Source organism: Leisingera sp. SS27, from assembly GCF_028368855.1.
GTDB lineage: Bacteria > Pseudomonadota > Alphaproteobacteria > Rhodobacterales > Rhodobacteraceae > Leisingera.
In genome coordinates, this window is the sequence record NZ_JAQNCY010000003.1 from 373630 (window position 1) to 393453 (window position 19824).

Here is a 19824-nt window from a genome sequence, read left to right on the forward strand (position 1 = left end):
TGCGTGCCGCAAGACAAGAAATAAGGCCGGGCGCTGCGGAAAAGGCGCCCGGGACCGGGACCAACCCACCGCGGCTGGCGGCGCGGCAAAAGATAAGGCAACCGATGCGAATGAAATTTCCTGCGAGTGTGTTTAAGGCTTTTGTGTTTGCCGGCAGCGTGACAGCCACAGTGCTGATGCCCCTCAAGGCGGCTGCGGACAATCTGTCCGATGCGATGATCGGCGCTTATAAGACCAGCGGCCTGCTGGAGCAGAACCGGGCGCTGCTGCGCGTTGCAGATGAGGATGTTGCGATTGCGCTGTCGCAGCTGCGTCCGCTGATCGAATGGACCGTGACCGCCAGCCACAGCTATTCCCGCGGAGCCAACCAGTTCGGCAACTTCAATGAACTGACCAGCAACGACATCAGCACCCAGCTGCAGCTGACCCAGTTGCTCTATGATGGCGGCGAGACGCGCCTGCGCAAGGACGCTGCGCAGGAACTGGTGCTGGCCACCCGCCAGCAGCTGCTCGGCGTGGAACAGCAGGTGCTCCTGTCCGCGGTGGAGGCCTATGTCGGCGTGCTGCAGGGGCAGGAGAACGTTGCCCTGCGCCGCAACAACCTGCGTCTCTTGCAGGAAGAGCAAAAGGCGGCCCAGGACCGGTTCGAGGTCGGTGAGGTCACCCGCACCGATGTTGCCCTGGCCGAAAGCCGGGTCGCCGGCGCCCGCGCCAGCCTTACCGATGCCGAGGGCATCCTGCTCACCGCCCGCGCGACCTATCGGCAGGTGGTCGGCCACGCGCCCGGCAGCATTGCCGGCCAGCCGCGGCTCCCGTCCCGCACCCCCTCGCTTGACCGCGCGCAGTCCATTGCGCAGCGCAACCAGCCGGATCTGCTGGCGCAGCAGCACGCGGTCAAGGCCGCCGACATTCTGGTCCAGGCGGCAACCCGCGCCCTGGGGCCGAGCGTCAGCTTCCGTGCCACCGCTGGTGTGAGCGACAACATCAACGACGGCACCGGCATCAGTTCGGATGCGTCGGCCTCGGTGGTGATGTCCCAGCAGCTTTATGCCGGCGGCCGCAATGCCGCCACCCGGCGCCGCGCCATTGCCAGCGCCGATGCAGAGCGCGGCACCCTGATCTCCACCCAGCGGTCGGTGCGCCAGGCGGTCAGCGCCGCCTTCTACAATGCCGAAACCGCCCGCGTCAGCCTGATTTCCTCGGGCGAGCGGGTGCGGGCCTCCAAGGTCGCCTTTGACGGTATCCGCGAGGAAGCCACCCTGGGCGCGCGCACCACGCTGGATGTGCTGCAGGCGGAGCAGGAATACCTCGACGCCCAGACAGAACAGGTGAACTCCCGCGCCAGCCAGGCCATCGCCGCCTATCAGCTGCTGCAATCGCAGGGCCTGCTGACGGCCGAACACCTAGGCCTGGCGGTGGAGATCTATGATCCGACCCTCTATTACAACCTGGTCAAGGACGCGCCGGCCCAGCACAGCAAGCGCGGCAAGGATCTGGACCGCGTGCTCAAGGCCTTGGGGCGGAACTGACAATTCACTCTATCTGTTGTGCGGGAACGGGAAGGCCGCTACACTCTGACTCAAGAGGCAAGAGTGGTAAAATAGATGTCCGACCCAGTGACCCACGCCGAGATTGAAGATGTCCTGTCCTCGATCCGCCGATTGGTGAGCGATGACACCCGGGAACAGCCTGCGGCGCCGGAACCGGCGGCGCGGCTGGTGCTGACGCCCGCCCTGCGGGTGCAGGAGCCTGCGCCCGGCACCGATCCCGGCAACACGTTGCCTTCTGAAGATACGGCAGAGCCTGCAGAAGATCTGGCAGCGCAATCAGAGGCTGAGCATCAGCAGCCTGCCTCCGGTTCTGACACTGATGCCGGGAGCGCCGCTGAGGACGCTGCCGGTCTTCTGGTTGAAGAGCCCCCTCTGGCCTTTCGCCATCACAGGGAGCTGTCCCTGTCGCGGCGCAGTGCTGCTGCGGCAGAGTCTTCTGAAACAGAGCGGGCAGACGCGGAGCAAACAGACGCAGAGGCGCCCTGGGGCAATCCTGAAACCACCTTGTTTGCAGCCGCGGCCGGTGCCGGCCGGCACGACGGCAGCGCACCGGAAGAGGCCGAGCCCGGGGCCGAGGCCGCTGACACGGCGCCTGTCCTGCTCAAGGACGGGGGGCTTTCGGGCGGCACCGCCGGCGCCCGGGCGGCCTCCGTGGTCCGCAAGATCGCCGAGATGGAAGCGCGCGGCTCTGCTGCGCAGGACCACCCTCAGCAGCACTGGGAACCGGACAGCCAGACCGAGGCGCCCTTTGCAGGTGCCGGTCCGGACACCATCGAATGGCGTGATGAGCCGCTGCCGCTGCGCCGCGGGCAAGACGCAGAGGAAGAAATCCTGGATGTTCCTGCATCCTATTTCGAACCGGAAAGCAGCACCGCCCCGGAAAGCCCCGAGGCGGCACTGAACCCTGATACTGCAGCCGCTTCAGCAGCCACGGCGGTAGAAGACGCGGTCACCAGCGCGGCTATGGATACCCTGGCTGAGGATGGTGACAGTTTCCTCGACGAGGACGCCCTGCGGGATCTGGTGGCCTCCATTGTGCGCGAGGAACTGCAAGGCCCGCTGGGGGAGCGCATCACCCGGAACGTGCGGAAACTGGTCCGCCGCGAAATCCAGCGCGCCTTGGCTGCCCACGATCTGCTTTGACCGGGGCGTGCTGAAGTCTTCGCTTCCGGCTCAAGAGAAAACGGGGAAGCCGTCCCCTTTCCCCATCGCCTTCACAGACAGATGCCTATGGCGCACAGGCTTCTGCATCAAGGACGCTGCGCGCCAGCAAGCTGGCAAATCCTTGACGCAGAACCCCGTCCGCCATTTTCCGGCATCAGCGAAGGCGACGGAGAAAGGGGACGGCGGGCAGCACCGCGGCCGGAGTCAGGCCCGCACTTCCTGTGCCAGTTCCAGCAACTGATCCAGATCCATATACCGCTCCAGATGGTCCGCCAGCGCGTCCAGCACCTCCTCGACGCCATCCTCATATCCTGCCTGGCTTTCATGGCCGAGGCTCGCCAGCACGCTGGCGCGGAAGGCGTCTGCGGAAAACAGCCCGTGCAGGTAGGAGCCCTTGACGCGCCCGTCCGCTGAGGCCGCGCCCTCAGGCCGCCCATCGATGCTGAGCCAGGCGCGGGTGCAATCGGTGCCGGTGGTGCGGCCCATGTGGATCTCGTACCCGCTGACCGGCAGATTGCCATCACGGGTCACGGCCTCGGTCAGCGTCACCCGCTTTTCCCCGGCCATCACCGTGTGCACATCCAGCAAGCCCAGACCGTCAACTTTGCCGGGTCGCCCGTCGACGCCCTCCGGGTCGTCGATGGTCTTGCCCAGCATCTGATAGCCGCCGCACAGGCCCAGCACATGGCCGCCGCGGCGGTGATGCGCCAGAATGTCGATGTCCCAGCCCTGCGCGCGCAGGTAGTTCAGATCGCCGATGGTCGATTTGCTGCCGGGCAGGATCACCAGATCCGCATCGCCGGGCAGGGCGCGTCCGGGCGGCACGATCTCCACCGTTACTTCCGGTTCCGCTGCCAGCGGATCCAGATCGTCGAAATTCGCCATCCGCTCCAGCTGCGGCACCACCACCTTGCAGGCGCCGCCCGTGCGCGAGGCGATGTCCATCATGTCTTCGGCCGGCAGTTTCCAGGCATCCCAGAACCACGGCACCACACCCAGCGGGGGCCAGCCGGTGCGCGCGGCAATATCGTCCCGGCCGCCGTCAAACAGGCTCAGGTCGCCGCGGAAGCGGTTCACCATGAACCCCACGACACGCTCCAGGTCATGGCGTTCAAGCACCGCATGGGTGCCGACGATCTGCGCAATCACCCCACCGCGGTGGATGTCGCCGGCAATCACCACTGGCACCCCGGCGGCGCAGGCAAAGCCCATGTTGGCAATGTCATTCTTGCGCAGGTTCGTCTCGGCAGGGGAGCCCGCGCCCTCGATCAGCACCAGATCGGCCTCCGCCGCCAGCCGGTGAAAGCTTTCCAGCGCCGCCTCCAAGAGGCCGGACTTGTCGCGCATGAACGATCCCGCGCCCTGGGAGCCGCGGCGCTTGCCCTGCACGATTACCTGGGCGCCGGTGTCGGTCTCGGGCTTCAAGAGCACCGGGTTCATGTCGGTATGGGGCGGGCGTTTGGCGGCGCGTGCCTGCAGCGCCTGCGCGCGGCCGATCTCGCCGCCCTCCGGCGTGACGGCGGCGTTGTTTGACATGTTCTGCGGCTTGAACGGCGCCACCTTCAGCCCGCGCCGCACATAGGCGCGCGCCAGCCCCGCCACCAGCAGTGACTTGCCGACATTGCTGCCGGTGCCCTGGATCATGATTGCGCGTGCCATCCGCTGCTCCCTGCCTGCGCCCCGTCGTTCTGGGGCCTGCATAGCAGGTTAGACGCCCCCGTCCATGGGGGCTGTGCCGCAAGCGTCCCGCAGCGGCTGCCGCGCGACAGGGTTACCCTGCGGAAACCTCGGCGTTCAAAAGAAAAACGCGCCCCTAAGGGCGCGCTTTTCAGCAATGCGCAAGGGAAGCCTCAGGCGGCTTCAGCCTGCGCAGCGTTGCGGCGTTCGCTTTCTTCACGCGACAGAGCAACCGAGGTCCGCACACCGCGGCCCACGAAGTCCATCAGGCCTTCCACAACCCGTTCGTTCGGGTCGATGCCCGCGCAGGACAGCACTTCGCGGCCATCGCGCGAACGTGCCCAGCGGGCGATTTGTTCCGGGCCATTGCCGTATTTCTTGTCGTCGGCGATGGCATCATCCAGTGCGGCCAGGACAACGGCTGCAAACAGTTTGCGGGCGCGGTTGCCTTGCTCGTTATTATAAGCGGTGCCGTCTACGAAATCTCGCATCTCGTATCCCTTGTTGTTCTTGCTATTGCAATTTTCGGCGTAGCGCTGCTTATGACGGAAGTGTGACGATTCGGATAGAGCGCAGATGCATAGCTTTCATGCAATTTGCGCATATCTTATTCACAGATCTTCCATACCATATCCTTGTCTTGCCAGCGATCAGCCCGCCAGATATAGGGTCTTGCAAATTATCATCAACCATCTGAAAGGCATTTTCCCATGCCCAAGATCAACGGCAACGAAATCCGTCCCGGCAACGTGCTGGAACATAATGGCGGCCTTTGGGCAGCGGTGAAGGTCGACCACGTCAAACCGGGCAAGGGCGGCGCCTTTGCCCAGGTCGAGATGCGCAACCTGCGCAACGGCTCCAAGCTGAACGAGCGCTTCCGCTCCGCGGACAAGGTGGAGCGCGTCCGCCTGGAGCAGAAAGACCAGCAGTTCCTCTATGAGAGCGACGGCATGCTGGTGTTCATGGACGCAGAAACCTATGAGCAGATCGAGCTGCCCGCGGACCTGCTGGGCGACCGCCGCCCGTTCCTGCAGGACGGCATGACCATCGTGGTGGAATTCTACGAGGCAGAGGCGCTGAACGCGACCGTGCCGCAGAAAGTGACCTGCAAGATCGTTGAGACCGAGCCGGTCGTCAAAGGCCAGACCGCGGCCAATTCCTTCAAGCCCGCGATCCTCGACAACGGCGTCAAGGTCATGGTGCCGCCGTTTGTCGGCCAGGACGAGATGATCGTGGTGAACACCGAAACCATGGAATATTCCGAGCGCGCCTGATCCGGGACGTCTTCGGAAAACGGAAAAGCCGCCCTCCCTCGGGGGCGGCTTTTTCTGTTTCTGCGCGGGCCCAAGACTTTTTTGAAAAGTCTTGGCAAAAGTTTTCAAAAACTTTTGCACCAGCAGCCGGCCAATGGGTCACCCCGCAGGCAGCGCCAGGCTGAAGCCGCATTCATCCATCATCTTGCCATAGGCCGCGGTAAACCCGCTGAGCGAGGCCTCGTAGAACATGTCGTTGCCGGCCCAGATCTCCACCCAGCTGCCCTGTTTCATTGCCTGCAGCATCACCAGGTGGTCCTGGAACTGCAGCGCGCTTTCGGCTTCGGCCAGGCCTTCCTCGTTGATCCAGGAATTGATCCCGGCTGAGAGCGAGAAACTGCGGTCGAAGTCAAAGATGAAATCCACCGTGCCGCCCTGCTGCATCAGCGTCGGGTAGTGGCGCGGCGCATATTCCTGCACCTTGGCCATCGGGTAGAACTCCGGCGGGCCCGCGTCACCGGAAAACACCTCCAGCGCCAGCAGCGGATCGCCGTCGCCGCCGGTCCAGGCGCGGCAGGTCAGGTAGCTGTCCTGCTCCGTCTCATGGGGTTCCGTGGCGACATGCCAGTCCTTGTAGCTCCAGTAGTCGGCCCAGGCAGGGGAGGCCGCCAGCACGGCGGCGCAGGCTGCAAACATCAGACGCATCAAATACCCTTTCAGCAATTCCTGCGGCGACCCTAACGCAATCAGGTGAACAGAGGCTTGTCAGAAACCCAATGCGTCCAGCCGCGTCTCAACCATGTTCCGGTAGCTGGCACCGAACAGCCGCAGATGCACCAGCGCGGGCCACAGCTGATAGAGGGCGCGGCGTGCCTCAAATCCCGGCTCCAGCGGTCCATAGGCATCGTGAAAATCCGCAGGCGGCGTGCCGAACAGATGCAGCATCGCCAGATCCGCCTCTGCGTCGCCCCAGTAGCAGGCTGGGTCGATCAGATAGGCCTTGGGACCGCTGAACAGAACATTGCCGCTCCACAGATCGCCATGCAGCAGCGCGGCGGGCGCCGCCGCGGGCAGCAGCTCCGGCAGCCGCGCGCACAGCGCCTCAACCCGCAGCCGGAGATCACGGGGCAGGGCGCCCGGATCTGCCAGCAAGCGGCGGCTGGCCCAGAACTCCACCCAGTTCTCCAGCGGCGCGTTGGGCACCGCCACCGGACCAAAGGCGTAATCCTCCGCCCAGCCGTAGTGCGGGCCTGTGGCAGAATGCAGCTGCTGCAAGGCATGCCCCAGCGCCTGCCAGCCCTTTGCGTTGGCCCCGGTCTCCTCCAAAGCCTCCATCAGCAGCAAGCCACGGCCTACGCCCAGCACCTCCGGCGCGGGCACGCCTGCGTCCCGGACCGCGCGCAGCATCGCGGCCTCCGCCGCCACCAGCGGCCCGGTTTTGGCCACCACACGGCGGCCATCGCTTAAGGAAAGCAGCTGCACGTCCGACAAATCGCCGCCATGCAGCGGCCGGCTGCGCAAAACCTCCGCGCCCAGCAGGGACAGAACGGTATCGTTCAGCCCGCTCACGGCTGCCCGCTCATTCTTGCCAGGTGACGCCGGCGTCTCCCGCCTGCATCTCCCCCTTGGCGCGGTCAAACCGCAGATAGGCAATGCCCTTGCCGCCGGACTGGGTGTAGAGCGTGCCAACCACTTTTCCCTCGGCGGTGATCTCCGTTCCAACCGGCGCCGCGCCCTCGACCTCCACAGTCCGCAAGCCCTTGCGCAGCTCGGTCTTATGCTTCATCCGCGCCGTCACCTCCTGACCGACATAGCAGCCCTTGCGGAAATCGACGCCTTTCAGCGCCTCAAAACCCGCCTCCAGGATATAGCTGTCCGGCCCCAGCTCGATGCCGGTTTCGGGAATGCAATGGGCCACCCGGATCGCGTCCCAGTCGCTGCCGTCATCGCCGCCCTCAGGCCCATAGAGCCGCCAGCCCAGATCCCCATGGCGCGGGTCCGCCAGGGCGCCCTCCGGTGCCATACCAGTGCCGCGCTTTACCTGCAGGTCCGTCATTTCCACCTGCACATCGGCGCGCAGCCGGTACATGTTCAGCCGTTTCATCAGGCCCTCGGCCAGTGAGGCCTCCACGTCCAGAAGCACCGCATCGCCGTCTGCGGCCAGAAAGAAGTCCGCCAGGTATTTTCCCTGCGGCGTCAGCAGCGCGGCATAGACCAGCCCGTCGTCCAGATGGTCCACATTATTGGTCACCAGCCCCTGCAGGAAGCTCTTGGCGTCGGCGCCGGTCAGGCGCAGGATGCGGCGGTCGCTCATTTGTGTCTCCGGGTTGCTGCCAACGGCGTTTCATTGCCTGGCCCAGTGATATAGGAAGCAGGGCGGAAGAAAACAGCAAATCCGCACTCAGGAGCCCCCATGCCCGCGCCGGTCAGCATCGTGATCCCCACCCTGAACGCCGAAGCTGAACTGCCCGCCGCGCTGGAGCATCTGATGGAGGGGCTGGCTGCGGGATTGATCCGCGAACTGGTGATCACCGATGGCGGGTCCACGGATGCGACCCGCGCCATTGCCGAAGCGTCCGGAGCTGAATGGATCAGCGGCGCCCCGTCCCGCGGCGGCCAGCTGCGGCGCGGCTGCACGGCGGCGCAGGGGGAATGGCTGCTGGTGCTGCACGCCGACACGCGTCTGGAAGCCGGCTGGGCCGCATCGGTGGCGCAGCATCTGGCGGAGGGGCAGGGCAGGTCTGCCTGCTTCCGCCTTCAGTTCCGGGCCAAGGGGCCGATGGCCGCCTGGGTTGCAGGCTGGGCCAACCTGCGCACGCGGCTGTTCGCGCTGCCCTATGGCGACCAGGGCCTGCTGATCCGCCGCGATATTTATGAGGCTGCAGGCGGCTATCCCGATCAGCCGCTGATGGAGGACGTGGCATTGGCGCGCCGCCTCAAGGGGCTGACGGTGCTGCCCTCCGCCGCGCTGACCAGCGCCGCGCGCTACCAGCGGGCCGGCTGGCTGCGGCGCGGCGCGCGGAACCTGTGGACACTGATGCGGTATTTTCTGGGTGTGGCGCCGGAACGGCTGGCAGGGTCCTACAGCAAGTGAACGTCTCGCCCGGCCGCCAGGCCAGGCGGGCACGTGCTTTGCTGCTTACCCGAACACCTTGCTGGCAAAGCGGCGGAACCAGCGGTTCCTGCCGCGGGCGCTGCCGCCGGGCACTTGCTCTGCCTGGGCGGCGATGCCCTTGGTGTCCACCACGGTCTTGCCGTCCTGGAACTGCAGCCGGTAGAGATCGGCATAGATACCGCCGCGCGCCAGGAGCTCTTCGTGGCTGCCCTGGTCCACCACGCGGCCGCGGTCCATCACCACGATCTTGTCGGCGTTGCGGATGGTCGACAGCCGGTGCGCGATCACCAGCGTTGTGCGGCCGCCCGCCAGCTTGTCCAGCGCCAGTCGATGCTGACCGCAACCCCCAGAACCGCGATCGGTGACACGAAATCCTTGCCCGCACCGGTGATCACCGCCCGCCACACCGCGTCGATGGCACCAACATCGCCCAGCACACGGTGCATCAGCACCCCCGGCGGATGCTCCTGGTGAAAGGCCGGGTCCTGCCGGATCAGCCGCGCCAGCATGTCCTTGCGCAGATGCGCGGCCGAAGTCTGCGAGACCTTGCTCAGCAGCACCTTCTGGGTGACGCCGGAAATGCCGCGCAGCGCAAAAATGGCAAAAAAGGCGAGGCTGACCCAGAACAGCGCGTCGGTATTGCCGTCAACAAACACCAGGTCGAACATCGGCTGCATCATGTAGCCGAGCGCACCCATGGTGCGGCCTTCCACCAGCATAAAGACCACGGCGATGCCCAGCAGGCCGATGTAATGACGCAGATAGCCGCGCCACAGCCAGCCCAGAAGCTCCCGTGCGGATTTGGGTTCGTGCTGGCTCATGACGGTGTGTCCCTGCGGGAAATTCGTGACATTGCGGGCCTTTCCCTGTCGTTCCAGCGCCATTTAAGCAGGTGGAGGGCAGGGCGCAAGCACTTCGCCGTGACCCTGCGTCAGCGGCAATTGACGCGGGCGGCGGTGCGGCTACTGTGCCGTCATGGATCAACCGCGGCGGCCACGGGGCTGCGCGCTGTCAGGGAAAATCAGGCATGAGCGGACCAGTGAAGGTATCGGCAGGGCGGCAGTATCTGGCCATTCCCGGCCCGTCGGTGGTCCCTGATCAGGTGCTGCAGGCGATGCACCGCCCGTCGCCCAACATCTACGCGGGCGAGCTGGTGGAGATGACCGCAGGCCTGATCCCGGACCTGCGCCGGGTGGCGCGCACGGAGCACCACGCCGCCATCTACATCGCCAACGGCCACGGTGCCTGGGAGGCGGCGTTGCAGAACACCCTGCAGCCCGGCGACCTGGTGCTGGTGCCCGCCTCGGGCCGCTTTGCCATCGGCTGGTCGGAAATGGCCCAAAGCCTCGGGATCGAAACCCAGGTGCTCGATTTCGGCACCAGCGCCCCGTGGGACATGGCCAGGATTGCCGAGGTGCTGGCCGCCGACACGGGCCACCGGATCAAGGCAGTGCTCGGCGTGCATGTGGATACCTCCAGTTCCATCCGCAACGATATCCCGGGCCTGCGCAAACTGCTGGATGAGGAAGGCCACCCGGCGCTCCTGATGGCCGACTGCATTGCCTCACTGGGGTGCGAGCGCTTCGAGATGGACGCCTGGGGCGTCGACGTTATGGTCACCGCCAGCCAGAAGGGGCTGATGATGCCGCCGGGCCTCAGCTTTGTGTTCTTCAACGGCCGGGCCGCCGCGGCGCGGGCGGCGCTGCCGCGGATCAGCCGCTATTGGGACTGGGTGCCGCGCGCCAACCCGGAGGAGTTCTACCAGTATTTCGGCGGCACCGCGCCCACCCATCATCTCTATGGCCTGCGCGCCGCGCTGGACATGATCCACGGCGAAGGCCTTGAGAACGTGTGGAACCGCCATGCCCGACTGGCCCGCGCGATCTGGGCGGCTTGCGAGACCTGGGGCGCCGACGGGCCGCTGCGGATGAACGTGGCGGACCGCACCCTGCGCTCCCATGCGGTCACTGCGCTGCACATCGGTGCGCCGGACGGCACCCGCCTGCGGGACTATGTGGAGCAGAACCTGGGCCTGACCCTGGGCATCGGCCTTGGCATGGCTGCCCCCAAAAGCCCGGAATGGCACGGATTTTTCCGTCTCGGCCACATGGGCCACGTGAACGGTAAGATGGTGATGGGCTTGCTGGGCGGCATTCAGACCGGCCTTACCGCGCTGGATATCCCGCACGGAACCGGCGCGCTGGAGGCTGCTGCACAGGTGCTTGCGGGCCGCTGAAGGCCCGGCACCCGCAGCTTATACAGGCCGGGGCTAGGCCTGCTGTGAATTCAGCTTGATCTCCAGCCTGGTGATGAAATGGTTGATCAGCACGGCCAGCACCAGAACCGGCACCAGCCCGTACATCACCCAGACCACAAAGAAGATCCACATCAGGTTGATGCCGGCAAACATGATTGCGGCAGAAAAGAAATCCGGCATGGCGTCGGGCAGTTCAGGGTCACGCATGACAATTCTCCCGGTGATACCCTTCGATGGTAGGCCGGGAGTGGTGAATGTCCGGTAAAACTGCCGCGATCAAATGGCGATAGGCAGGTTTCAGCCGCCATTTGCCTTGGCCAGCGCCTTGGGCAGCGCCGCGGCAAAACCCTCCAGCTCCGCCGCAGGCCCGCAGCTCACCCGGATGCAGCGGTTCTGCGGTTCGGCAAAGGGCATCCGCACAAAGATCCCCTGATCGACCAGCCCGTCCAGAACCATCTTGGCAAACACCCCGTCACGCCCGCAGTCGATCGCCACGAAATTTGTGGCAGAGGGCAGGGCGGTCAGACCGTTCTCTGCCGCGATCTCCGCAATCCGCTCCCGCGCTGCCTCAATCCGCGCCAGCACCTGTCCGAGCCAGTCCTGATCCCGCAACGCCGCCAGCGCGCCCGCCTGCGCGGCCCGGTTCATGCCGAAATGATTGCGCACCTTGTTGAAGGCGGCGATCAGATCCGGGTGCCCGATGGCATAGCCCACCCGCGCCCCCGCCATTGCATAGGCCTTGGAAAACGTCCGCATCCGGATCACCCGCGCATCATCCGCACTGACCGGCGCCGCGGTGCCCTCCGGCGCGCATTCGACATAGGCCTCGTCCAGCAGCAAGAGGCACCCCTCAGGCAAATGATCCAGCGCCGCCGCAATATCGGCGCCCTTGTGCCAGCTGCCCATCGGGTTGTCCGGATTGGCCAGATAGACGATCTTGGCATCCGCCGCCGCCGCCTTGGCAAACAGCGCCTCAAAATCCTCGCGGTCGTCCCTGTAGGGCACCGTGTGGATCACCCCGCCATACCCCGCCACATGGTAGTTGAAGGTCGGATAGGCCCCCAGCGAGGTCACTACCGCATCGCCCGGCCCGACCAGCAGCCGCACCAGATAGCCAAGCAGCCCGTCAATGCCTTCGCCGACGATGATATGCGCCGGGCTGACCCCGTGGTGCGCACCCAAGGCATGGCGCAGTTCAAAATTCTCCGCATCGCCGTATTTCCAGATCTCCGCCGCGGCCTGCGCCATCGCTTCAACGGCCTTGGGGGAGGGGCCAAAGATGTTCTCATTCGCCCCCAGCCGCGCGGCAAAACCCGCACCGCGGGCGCGCTCCTGCGTCTCGGGGCCGACAAAGGGCACGGTGGCGGGGAGGGAGAGTGCAAGCGGGGTGTAGCGGGGACCAGTCATGGGGGCAGATAAGCTGAAGCGGGCAGCCCGGGCAAGGCTTGCGTCACCTTCCCGACCGGCGCAACCTGCGCATGGATTTTATAAGGGATTCTTTCATGCGCATTGCCCTGGCCCTGCTGGCCGCCGCCCTCGGCTACCTCTTGTTCTGGCCGGTGCCGGTCGACCCCATCGCCTATGACCCGCCCGCGGCGCCGGGCTTTACCGGTGATTACGCCGAGAACAATGCCCTCAGCGCATCCTCGCTGATCCATCTGCCTGACGGAGAGCTGGGGCCGGAGGACATCGCCCGAACCCCGGACGGCGCCATCTACACCACCAGCCTGTCCGGCAACCTCTACCGTATCGACGGGGACGAACCGGTGCTGGCAGACCGCTTGGGCGGCCGCCCGCTGGGGCTCAAGGCCAGGCCGGACGGCGCGCTTTACATCGCCGACAGCTTCCGCGGCATCCTGCGCTGGTCCGGCCCCGGCACGCTGGAGGTCGTGGCAGACGAAATCGATGGCGCCCCGATCATCTATGCCAACCAGCTCGACGTGGCACAGGACGGCACCATCTATTTCTCCAACTCGTCGGACCGCTTCGACCCCGAAACAATGGGCGGCACCAAGCCGACCTCGATCCTGACCATCTGGGAGCAGTCAAACACCGGCTACGTCGCCCGTATCAACCCTGACGGCACCACAGAGAAAATCGCCGAAGGTTTCGTCTACACCAACGGCATCGCCCTCTCACCCGACGAAGACTTCCTGCTGATCAACGAAACCGGCCGCGCCCGCGTCCACCGGCTCTGGCTCAAGGGCGGCCGCGCAGGCCAGCAGGAGGTCTTCCTCGACAACCTCCCCGGCTACCCCGACAATCTGGAGGCACAGGGCGACGGCACCTATTGGCTCGCCTTCGCCAGCCCGCGCGTTCCATCAGAGAAACTGATGCCCTATCCCTTCTTGCGCAAGGTGATCTGGCGCCTCGGCCCGCTGGTGCGCCCGGCGCCGATCCACCGCGGCATGCTGGTGCAGTTCGACGGGCAGGGCAATATCCTGCGCTCCCTTCAGGACCCGGACGGGCGCCTCGGCGTCACCACCGGCGGCAAGGTAATGGACGGGCAGCTCTTTGTGATGACCCTCGACTCGCCCTGGTTCGCCCGGATGCCGCTTTCCCCCTGATCCTTCCCCCACGTTGGGCTGGCACCTGTCCCGCATCCGGGGCAGGCTGACGCCAGATCAGCAGCGGGGAGCAAACCATGTCACGCGTCACCACCGGCTACAAAGACCGCATCGCCTATGTCACGCTTGCCCGCCCGGACAAGCACAATGCGCTCGACGAGGAGATGATCGAAGGCATCATCGCGGCAGGCCAGGAGGTTGCAGACTCGGATGCCCGCGCGGTGGTGCTGTCGGGCGCGGGGGCCAGTTTCTGCGCAGGTCTCGACATGGCCGCATTGGCCAGTTTTGCACAGCGTGACCTCAGCACCCTGATCATGGAACGCACCCACCACGACGCCAACGCCTTTCAGGAGGTGGCAATGATCTGGCGCCGGGTGCCGGTGCCGGTGATCGCGGCCATTCACGGCGCCTGTTTCGGCGGCGGCCTGCAGATCGCGCTCGGCGCCGACATCCGTATCGCCCACCCTGAGGCCAGGCTCTCGGTGATGGAGATGAAATGGGGCCTCATCCCCGACATGGGCGGCATGGCGCTGTTGCCGCGGCTGCTGCGCTCGGACGTGCTGCGCCGCCTCACCTGGACGGCGGAAAAGGTGGAGGCGCCGCAGGCGCTCGACTGGGGGCTGGTCACCGAGCTTGCGGGCAACCCGCTCAGCCGCGCCAATGAGCTGGCGCATGAAATCGCCGCAAAAAGCCCCTCTGCGGTGCGCGCTGCCAAACGGCTCATTGCCTATGCTGAATCCGGCGCCTCCCAGGCAGAGGTGCTGCTGCGCGAAAGCGCCGAACAGCTGGATCTGATCGGCAAACCCGACCAGATCGAGGCGGTGGCGGCGCAGCTGCAAAAACGCCCGCCGGAGTTCACCTGACAGGCCGCACCGGGGTTGCCGGACCGCGGCCCCGGCGGGGGCGCCTTCTGCTGCGCGGCTGCCCCGAATCCGCGCTCCCGCCGGTTTCATCTTTCCCCAAATACTCATGCCTTGCCCCCCGCCATCCGGTGCCGCCGGCGGGGGGGGATGCGCCGCCGCCGCAACAGGCGTTTACGCTCCGGTAACGCTTTTGGATTCTGCAACAGCGGAATTTCGCCAAATTGTCTGGAAACCTCTTTCCGCAGGCGGGAAACCGCCGCCTGCCGGCGGGAAAATGCCGCGTAAAACCAGCGCCAATTCCCGTTAACGTCTTAGTAACATCTGGGCGCGAATTCTGCCTTCAGCAGGGCGCAACAATGGCCAATCCAGCATCTGGAATTCTGCTGACCGGCGGCCCGGCGGGCCACTGGATGGCTGCGTGCACCCTGGCGAACTGCAATAGAACCGGCGGCGGCAAGGACGCACCGCAGCCGGACTTCAGAAAGGAGTGAGGCTGATGCAACTGGTGCAGAAAAAGTGGTTCATCCTGTTTGAAAGCGGCGGCCTGCTGTCCCGGACCGGGGACCGGATCACCTATTTTTACGACGAGGCGCTGAGCTTCGGAAACCGCGAGGAGGCGCAGCGCTATCTGGCAGTGAACGAGAACAAGGTCAGCTATACGGGGCTGCGCCCCTCGCTGACCCAGGCGGCGTGAGCGGGTGGCTCGCCGCCAGCCGCACGGCGGAACGGCTTGCTGTCAGCGACGGAAAGATGCCTAGGTCTGCACGCTGGCTGCTGGCGCTGACGGGGGTGGTGATCTCCGCCTCGGCGCTGATCTTCTGGGTCTGGCTTGGCGGTGCCGGACAGGCGCCGGAGGACCAGCCGGGATGGTTCACCCTCACCGCGCTGCGCTTCTTCTGGCTGCCCTTCCTCAGCGGTGCGGGGCTGGTGCTGGCGGTTTGCTGCGCCGGGCGCAGCAACGGCTGCTAGAACCGCTTGCCGAAACGGATAAGGCCGCGCCCGGGTGCAGGCGCGGCCTTCTCATTTTCACAACTGACAGTCCAGCTTTTACAGCGATGCGTCGTAGATCTTGCCGATGTTGGCACCCAGCGCCGCATCGTATTCTTCATCGGACATGGCCACGTTCAGCCCTTCGGTCAGCGCACGGCTGAAGGAGGCGATCATCTTGGCGTTCTGCGACAGGCGCGCGCAGGCGTCGTCGGTGGTGTATCCGCCCGACAGCGCCACAACCCGGACCACATTGGCGTGATCGGCCAGATCATCGTACAGACCTGCCTGGGATGGAATAGTCAGCTTCAGCGCCACTTTGCTGTCTGCCGGCAGGGCGTCCAGCTGCGCCTTGATCTCTGCCTTCAGCAGCACTTCGGCCTCGGCTTTGGTGGCAGAATTGATGTCCACTTCCGGCTCGATGATCGGCACCAGGCCCGCGGCAACGATCTGCTGGCCCACTTCGAACTGCTGGGCGACAACCGCCTTGATGCCTTCCGCATTGGCTTCCTTGACAACCGAGCGCATCTTGGTGCCGAAGATGCCCTTGGTGCAGGCGCGCGCCAGCAGCGCATCGAGCTCCGGCATCGGCTTCATCATCTGCACGCCTTCGGCCTCATCGGCCAGGCCCTTGTCCACCTTCAGGAACGGCACCACGCCGCAGTTGCCCCACAGGAAGTCCGCAGTCGGCTTGCCGTCGATCTCGCCGTCCATGGTTTTCTCGAACAGGATCGCACCCAGGATGCGCTCCTTGCCGAAGCTCGGCGAGGTGATGATGCGGGTGCGCATCTTGTGGATCTCGGCGAACATCTCGTCATCGCCGGAGTAGGCGTCTTCGTTCACGCCATAAAGCGCCAGCGCCTTCGGGGTCGAGCCACCGGACTGGTCCAGCGCGGCAATGAAGCCCTTGCCGGTTGCGATACGGTCGAGTTGTTCCTGATGAACGGAAGCGTCTTTGGCCATAATGCGTCACTCTTCTTTGGAATGGTCTGTCTTGGCGCTGTCTATAGCGCGAATCTGCCGGGAAACAACGGGGTGTTGCGCTAACGGAAGAAGGATTTCCGCGCATCCCGCGCCATGTTGTAGCGCATTTCCAGATCCGAGATCCGTGCCATCGCCGCCTTGCGCGCTTCCGGATCCGTCAATCCGGAATATTCCCGGCGCGCAGCGGCCAGCTGCTCCTTCAGCCCGAACTCCTCCGGCACCACGCCGGCCTGTGCCATGATCCGCATGCCAGCGGCCAGCCCGGCGTCCACATGCGCCTCGCTGCTGCGGTCGGGCAGGGGCTTGCCTTCGCCTTCCAGCCCCTGCAGCTTGCCCTCGGCCTGTGCCTTGGTCAGCTGGCGCTCAATCAGGTTGCGGAAGGCGCGGATCATGCGGGCTCCTGTGGTTGCGGCAGCAGCATATCAGCCGCGGCTCAGCCCAGCCAGTCCTTGCGGGTGACGGCGTCGTTCAGCGCCAGCAGATCCTCGCGCAGATCCGCCAGTGTGACCGGCCCGCCCAGGCACACCCGCACCGCTTCTGCCGGCAGGCCCGAAACCGTGAAGGCATCGCTGGGCATAATGCCGATCTGGCGGCCTGCCATGCGGCCCATCACCTCGGCCCGGCTGGTGCCGCGCGGCAGGGTCAGCCACAGGTTGAAGGCCAGCGGATCGCTCTCGATGAAACACTCCTGCAGCACCTCAGCCGCCAGTGCCTGCCGCTGGGCCGCGGCCTTGCGGATGAACCGCTGGATCTCTGCCGCGGTGCCATCTTCGATCCAGCGGCCCAGAAGCGCCAGGTTCAAGGGCGACACCATCACATGCATCGACCGGAGCGCCTGGCTGAACTGCCCCAGCAGTGCGCGTTTGGGCACCGTGGTATAGGCCAGCCGCAGCCCGGCGCCGAAGCATTTGGAGAGACCGGCGATGTGCCAGCCCAGGCCGGGGATCAGGCTGCTGACCGCCGCTGGCGCGCCATTGTCGACAAAGCAATAGGCGTCATCCTCGATCAGCGGCAGCTCATGTTTCTGCAGCACCGCGGCAATCTCCTGCCGCCGCTTGGCCGGAATGGTCCGCGTGGTGGGGTTCTGCAGAGTGGGATTGAGGTAGAGCGCCGCAGGCCAGTCGCCGGTGATGGCCTTTTCCAGCGCCTCCGGCAGGATGCCGTCCTTGTCGCTTGCCAGCCCGATCAGCCGCACGCCTAGCCGCGCCGCGATGGAGCGCAGCCCGGGATAAGTCACCTCCTCGCACAGCACAGCGGACCCCGGCTCGCACAGCACCGTCAGGATCGCATAGAGGCTGGCATGGGCGCCGGGGGTGATCACCAGCCGGTCCGGGGCGCAGTCCAGCCCGTTGGCCTGCATCCACTCTGCCGCGATGGCCCGGTCCTGCGGACTGCCGGTCACCGACTGGTAGCGCAGCAGCGGCACCATGTTGGCGGCGACATGCTCCAGCCCCTTTTGCATCCGTGCCAGCAGGGCTGGGTCATCCGGTTCCGGCGGCATGTTCATCATCGGATCTTCCTCCAGCGCCCGGCGCGGGTCGGGGCGCTCCGGCAGCGCGTCCAGGGCTCTTACAAATGTGCCGCGGCCGACAAAGCTCTCGATATAGCCGCGCCGCACCGCCTCGGCATAGCCGCGCGACACGGTGGAGAAATCCACCCCCAGCTCTTGCGCCACCCGCCGCTGCGGCGGCAGCCGGTCGCCGGGCGCCAGCACGCCTGCGTCGACGTCGGCGCCGATCGCCTCGGCCAGCTCGATATAGCGCGGCCGGGCGCCGTCCAGACGGGCAGGGGTCCAGTGTGTCATCGCCGGGTCTCCGAGGGGTCATTGTATCGTGATTGATTGGTTCAATGCAGGAGTGCGGCAATAAATGCAATATCAATGTTTGCATATTGATTGCATTCAATCCGGGAATCGCGTTATCAGGCAGCGGAACCCAAGGAGACGCGCGATGACCCATGCGGACGTTCTGGACGAGACCCAGCGGGAGCTGAAACCGGCCCTGCTGAAGGGGCTGCGGCTGCGCTGCCCGAATTGCGGCGGCGGCAAGCTGCTGCACAGCTACCTGAAGGTGAACGACAGCTGCACCGAATGCGGTCAGGAGCTGCATCACCAGCGCGCCGATGACGGCCCGGCCTATCTGACCATTCTGGTGGTGGGCCACATCCTCGGCTTTGCGCTGCACATCGTCTATACCCAGCTGCGCCCGGACCCCTGGACGCTGGCGATCATCATGTCGGTGATCACTGTCGGGGCATCGCTCTTGATGCTGCCGCGGATGAAGGGGCTGGTGGTGGCCTATCAATGGGCCAAGCGGATGCACGGTTTCTGAGCCGCCAGGAGCCAATCAATCAAAATGCAAAAGGCGGGCCAGCAGCCCGCCTTTTTCTGTTCTCTCCCAGCGCCGCGCAGCGGCGCCGGGCCCAACGGGATGGATCAATCTGCGATTGATCCGGGACGGGCGGGAGAGCCCGGCCTGCTTGGGGTGTCAGTTTTCAAACACTGTGCCCTTGCGCTGCTTCATAGCTTTCACACGGCGCTGGAACTCATTTGCGTCCCTGACTCCCTCCCTCACGATCAAGGCCAGCTTGCGGATCTTCTTTTCCATCTTCCCCTGCAGAAGCTGGGTGAATTCAACGAGTTCCTTCAAGCCGTTCTTAAAATCAGCTTCGTTCGCGTCAATGGCTTTGTTCAGCTTTTTCAGCTGTTTCGCTTCCGTGTCGGAAATCGTTTTGGCGCGGCGCTTCTCATCCAGCGGGTCTGAAATTTCTCTGAGCCTGATCAGATTCTGGTTGATTTCAGAGATACGGCTGATGCCGGCATTGGAAAATTTTTTCAAGGCCTCGTGCAGGGCCTCAGCGGATGCCAGTGCCGTCTCTGCCTGCTTTGGGTCTCCGACACAGTATCCTTTCACATAGTTTGCCTTGTACTTGTCAAAATCTTTTTGGAACCTGTCGAGCGCACTTCCGACGGCTTTGCCGCTTTTCTTCACCACGCTGTTCTCGGAGGCATTTGCGCATTTGACAAGTGCCCGCCATTCCTTGTTGTAAACCGTTGTGAGGGGGCTTTTAGAGATGGCGATTTCGCTGTCGAATTGCGATTTGAATTTTTGCAGCATTTTTCTGCCCTCGTCTCCGAACATAAAGTTGAGCGAGTACTTGTATTCCTTGAGAACGGCCTTCTCTTCTTTTCCGACCGCCTTCTCGAGGGCGTCCCATGCCTTCACAACGTGTGAAAATTTCTTGTTGCCCTGACCCAGCTCTCTCAGCGCTGTCTCGTATTCTTTCCGCAGCTGTTCGGCGGTTTTCGCCATGTTAATATCCCCCTTACCTTCCGGCCCTCATAAGCAGGCGGTACGGGCCGGTGACTTGTTAACCATAATGCTGAAAGCTTAGCGGGCGCATCCGGC

23 protein-coding genes are annotated in these 19824 nt (G+C 64.9%); 10 read left to right on the forward strand and 13 right to left on the reverse strand.

The window, feature by feature from the left end:
- Nucleotides 1–104 precede the first annotated feature (104 nt).
- Together N6L27_RS09805 and N6L27_RS09810 are read left to right on the forward strand one after the other, a co-directional pair.
- Nucleotides 105–1529 (forward strand): TolC family outer membrane protein, encoded by a 1425-nt coding sequence (locus N6L27_RS09805; RefSeq protein WP_271907066.1) that lies wholly within the window; start codon nt 105–107, stop codon nt 1527–1529.
- Nucleotides 1530–1604: 75 nt separating this feature from the next.
- Complete coding sequence (locus N6L27_RS09810; protein ID WP_271907067.1) at nt 1605–2693, forward strand: hypothetical protein; 1089 nt, start codon at nt 1605–1607, stop codon at nt 2691–2693.
- 225 nt (nt 2694–2918) lie between these two features.
- On the opposite strand, the gene N6L27_RS09815 is transcribed toward N6L27_RS09810, so the two are convergent.
- A complete protein-coding gene (locus N6L27_RS09815) occupies nt 2919–4373 on the reverse strand; it encodes a cobyric acid synthase (RefSeq protein ID WP_271907068.1) in 1455 nt (484 codons plus the stop codon).
- A 191-nt stretch (nt 4374–4564) separates the two neighbouring features.
- Complete coding sequence (locus tag N6L27_RS09820) at nt 4565–4882, reverse strand: DUF6280 family protein (protein ID WP_008556013.1); 318 nt, start codon at nt 4880–4882, stop codon at nt 4565–4567.
- 219 nt (nt 4883–5101) lie between these two features.
- Between N6L27_RS09820 and efp the strand changes: the two genes are divergently transcribed.
- A complete protein-coding gene (gene efp, locus N6L27_RS09825) occupies nt 5102–5665 on the forward strand; it encodes an elongation factor P (RefSeq protein WP_039185609.1) in 564 nt (187 codons plus the stop codon).
- Nucleotides 5666–5803: 138 nt separating this feature from the next.
- On the opposite strand, the gene N6L27_RS09830 is transcribed toward efp, so the two are convergent.
- From N6L27_RS09830 to ygfZ, 3 genes are all read right to left on the reverse strand, one after another.
- A complete protein-coding gene (locus N6L27_RS09830; RefSeq protein WP_271907069.1) occupies nt 5804–6340 on the reverse strand; it encodes a hypothetical protein in 537 nt (178 codons plus the stop codon).
- A gap of 69 nt (nt 6341–6409) precedes the next feature.
- The gene (locus N6L27_RS09835; RefSeq protein WP_271907070.1) at nt 6410–7213 is read right to left on the reverse strand and encodes a fructosamine kinase family protein; all 804 of its coding nucleotides are present in this window, start codon (nt 7211–7213) and stop codon (nt 6410–6412) included.
- Nucleotides 7214–7223: 10 nt separating this feature from the next.
- Nucleotides 7224–7958, reverse strand: a complete 735-nt coding sequence (gene ygfZ, locus N6L27_RS09840; RefSeq protein WP_271907071.1) for a CAF17-like 4Fe-4S cluster assembly/insertion protein YgfZ — start codon at nt 7956–7958, stop codon at nt 7224–7226.
- 99 nt (nt 7959–8057) lie between these two features.
- On the opposite strand from ygfZ, the gene N6L27_RS09845 reads away from it, so the two are divergent.
- Nucleotides 8058–8738, forward strand: a complete 681-nt coding sequence (locus N6L27_RS09845) for a TIGR04283 family arsenosugar biosynthesis glycosyltransferase (protein ID WP_271907072.1) — start codon at nt 8058–8060, stop codon at nt 8736–8738.
- Nucleotides 8739–8783: 45 nt separating this feature from the next.
- On the opposite strand, the gene N6L27_RS23280 is transcribed toward N6L27_RS09845, so the two are convergent.
- Together N6L27_RS23280 and N6L27_RS09850 are read right to left on the reverse strand one after the other, a co-directional pair.
- The gene (locus N6L27_RS23280) at nt 8784–9047 is read right to left on the reverse strand and encodes a hypothetical protein (RefSeq protein ID WP_442915748.1); all 264 of its coding nucleotides are present in this window, start codon (nt 9045–9047) and stop codon (nt 8784–8786) included.
- Nucleotides 9044–9580 carry an ABC transporter transmembrane domain-containing protein gene (locus tag N6L27_RS09850; protein WP_442915749.1) on the reverse strand — a complete coding sequence of 179 codons (537 nt, stop codon included), beginning with the start codon at nt 9578–9580 and terminating at the stop codon, nt 9044–9046. Before N6L27_RS09850 ends, N6L27_RS23280 begins: the two co-directional genes overlap by 4 nt.
- A 206-nt stretch (nt 9581–9786) precedes the next feature.
- On the opposite strand from N6L27_RS09850, the gene N6L27_RS09855 reads away from it, so the two are divergent.
- A complete protein-coding gene (locus N6L27_RS09855) occupies nt 9787–10995 on the forward strand; it encodes a pyridoxal-phosphate-dependent aminotransferase family protein (protein WP_271907073.1) in 1209 nt (402 codons plus the stop codon).
- Between the two features lie 33 nt (nt 10996–11028).
- On the opposite strand, the gene N6L27_RS09860 is transcribed toward N6L27_RS09855, so the two are convergent.
- Nucleotides 11029–11223: a histidinol phosphate aminotransferase gene (locus N6L27_RS09860; RefSeq protein ID WP_271907074.1), complete on the reverse strand. Its 195-nt coding sequence runs from the start codon at nt 11221–11223 to the stop codon at nt 11029–11031.
- 90 nt (nt 11224–11313) lie between these two features.
- Nucleotides 11314–12423 (reverse strand): pyridoxal phosphate-dependent aminotransferase, encoded by a 1110-nt coding sequence (locus tag N6L27_RS09865; RefSeq protein WP_271907075.1) that lies wholly within the window; start codon nt 12421–12423, stop codon nt 11314–11316.
- 95 nt (nt 12424–12518) lie between these two features.
- Between N6L27_RS09865 and N6L27_RS09870 the strand changes: the two genes are divergently transcribed.
- The 4 genes from N6L27_RS09870 to N6L27_RS09885 all read left to right on the forward strand — a co-directional run bounded on the left by N6L27_RS09870 (nt 12519) and on the right by N6L27_RS09885 (nt 15415).
- The gene (locus tag N6L27_RS09870) at nt 12519–13583 is read left to right on the forward strand and encodes an SMP-30/gluconolactonase/LRE family protein (RefSeq protein WP_271907076.1); all 1065 of its coding nucleotides are present in this window, start codon (nt 12519–12521) and stop codon (nt 13581–13583) included.
- A 77-nt stretch (nt 13584–13660) separates the two neighbouring features.
- Entirely contained in the window at nt 13661–14446 is a 786-nt protein-coding gene (locus tag N6L27_RS09875) for a crotonase/enoyl-CoA hydratase family protein (RefSeq protein ID WP_271907077.1), read from the forward strand.
- 496 nt (nt 14447–14942) lie between these two features.
- Complete coding sequence (locus tag N6L27_RS09880; RefSeq protein ID WP_271907078.1) at nt 14943–15140, forward strand: hypothetical protein; 198 nt, start codon at nt 14943–14945, stop codon at nt 15138–15140.
- On the forward strand, nt 15137–15415 hold the full coding sequence (locus tag N6L27_RS09885; protein ID WP_271907079.1) for a hypothetical protein: 279 nt from the start codon (nt 15137–15139) through the stop codon (nt 15413–15415). Before N6L27_RS09880 ends, N6L27_RS09885 begins: the two co-directional genes overlap by 4 nt.
- 78 nt (nt 15416–15493) lie before the next feature.
- Here N6L27_RS09885 and N6L27_RS09890 read toward each other — a convergent pair whose 3' ends face one another.
- From N6L27_RS09890 to N6L27_RS09900, 3 genes are all read right to left on the reverse strand, one after another.
- Nucleotides 15494–16396, reverse strand: coding sequence for a fructose bisphosphate aldolase (locus N6L27_RS09890; protein ID WP_271907080.1), 903 nt, complete (start codon nt 16394–16396; stop codon nt 15494–15496).
- Between the two features lie 80 nt (nt 16397–16476).
- Nucleotides 16477–16809: a DnaJ family domain-containing protein gene (locus N6L27_RS09895; protein WP_271907081.1), complete on the reverse strand. Its 333-nt coding sequence runs from the start codon at nt 16807–16809 to the stop codon at nt 16477–16479.
- Nucleotides 16810–16850: 41 nt separating this feature from the next.
- Entirely contained in the window at nt 16851–18221 is a 1371-nt protein-coding gene (locus N6L27_RS09900; protein WP_271907082.1) for an aminotransferase-like domain-containing protein, read from the reverse strand.
- A gap of 145 nt (nt 18222–18366) precedes the next feature.
- Here N6L27_RS09900 and N6L27_RS09905 point away from each other — a divergent pair, with 145 nt between their 5' ends.
- The gene (locus N6L27_RS09905) at nt 18367–18747 is read left to right on the forward strand and encodes a DUF983 domain-containing protein (RefSeq protein WP_271907083.1); all 381 of its coding nucleotides are present in this window, start codon (nt 18367–18369) and stop codon (nt 18745–18747) included.
- Between the two features lie 156 nt (nt 18748–18903).
- On the opposite strand, the gene N6L27_RS09910 is transcribed toward N6L27_RS09905, so the two are convergent.
- Nucleotides 18904–19728 carry a hypothetical protein gene (locus N6L27_RS09910; RefSeq protein ID WP_271907084.1) on the reverse strand — a complete coding sequence of 275 codons (825 nt, stop codon included), beginning with the start codon at nt 19726–19728 and terminating at the stop codon, nt 18904–18906.
- Nucleotides 19729–19824: the final 96 nt, after the last annotated feature.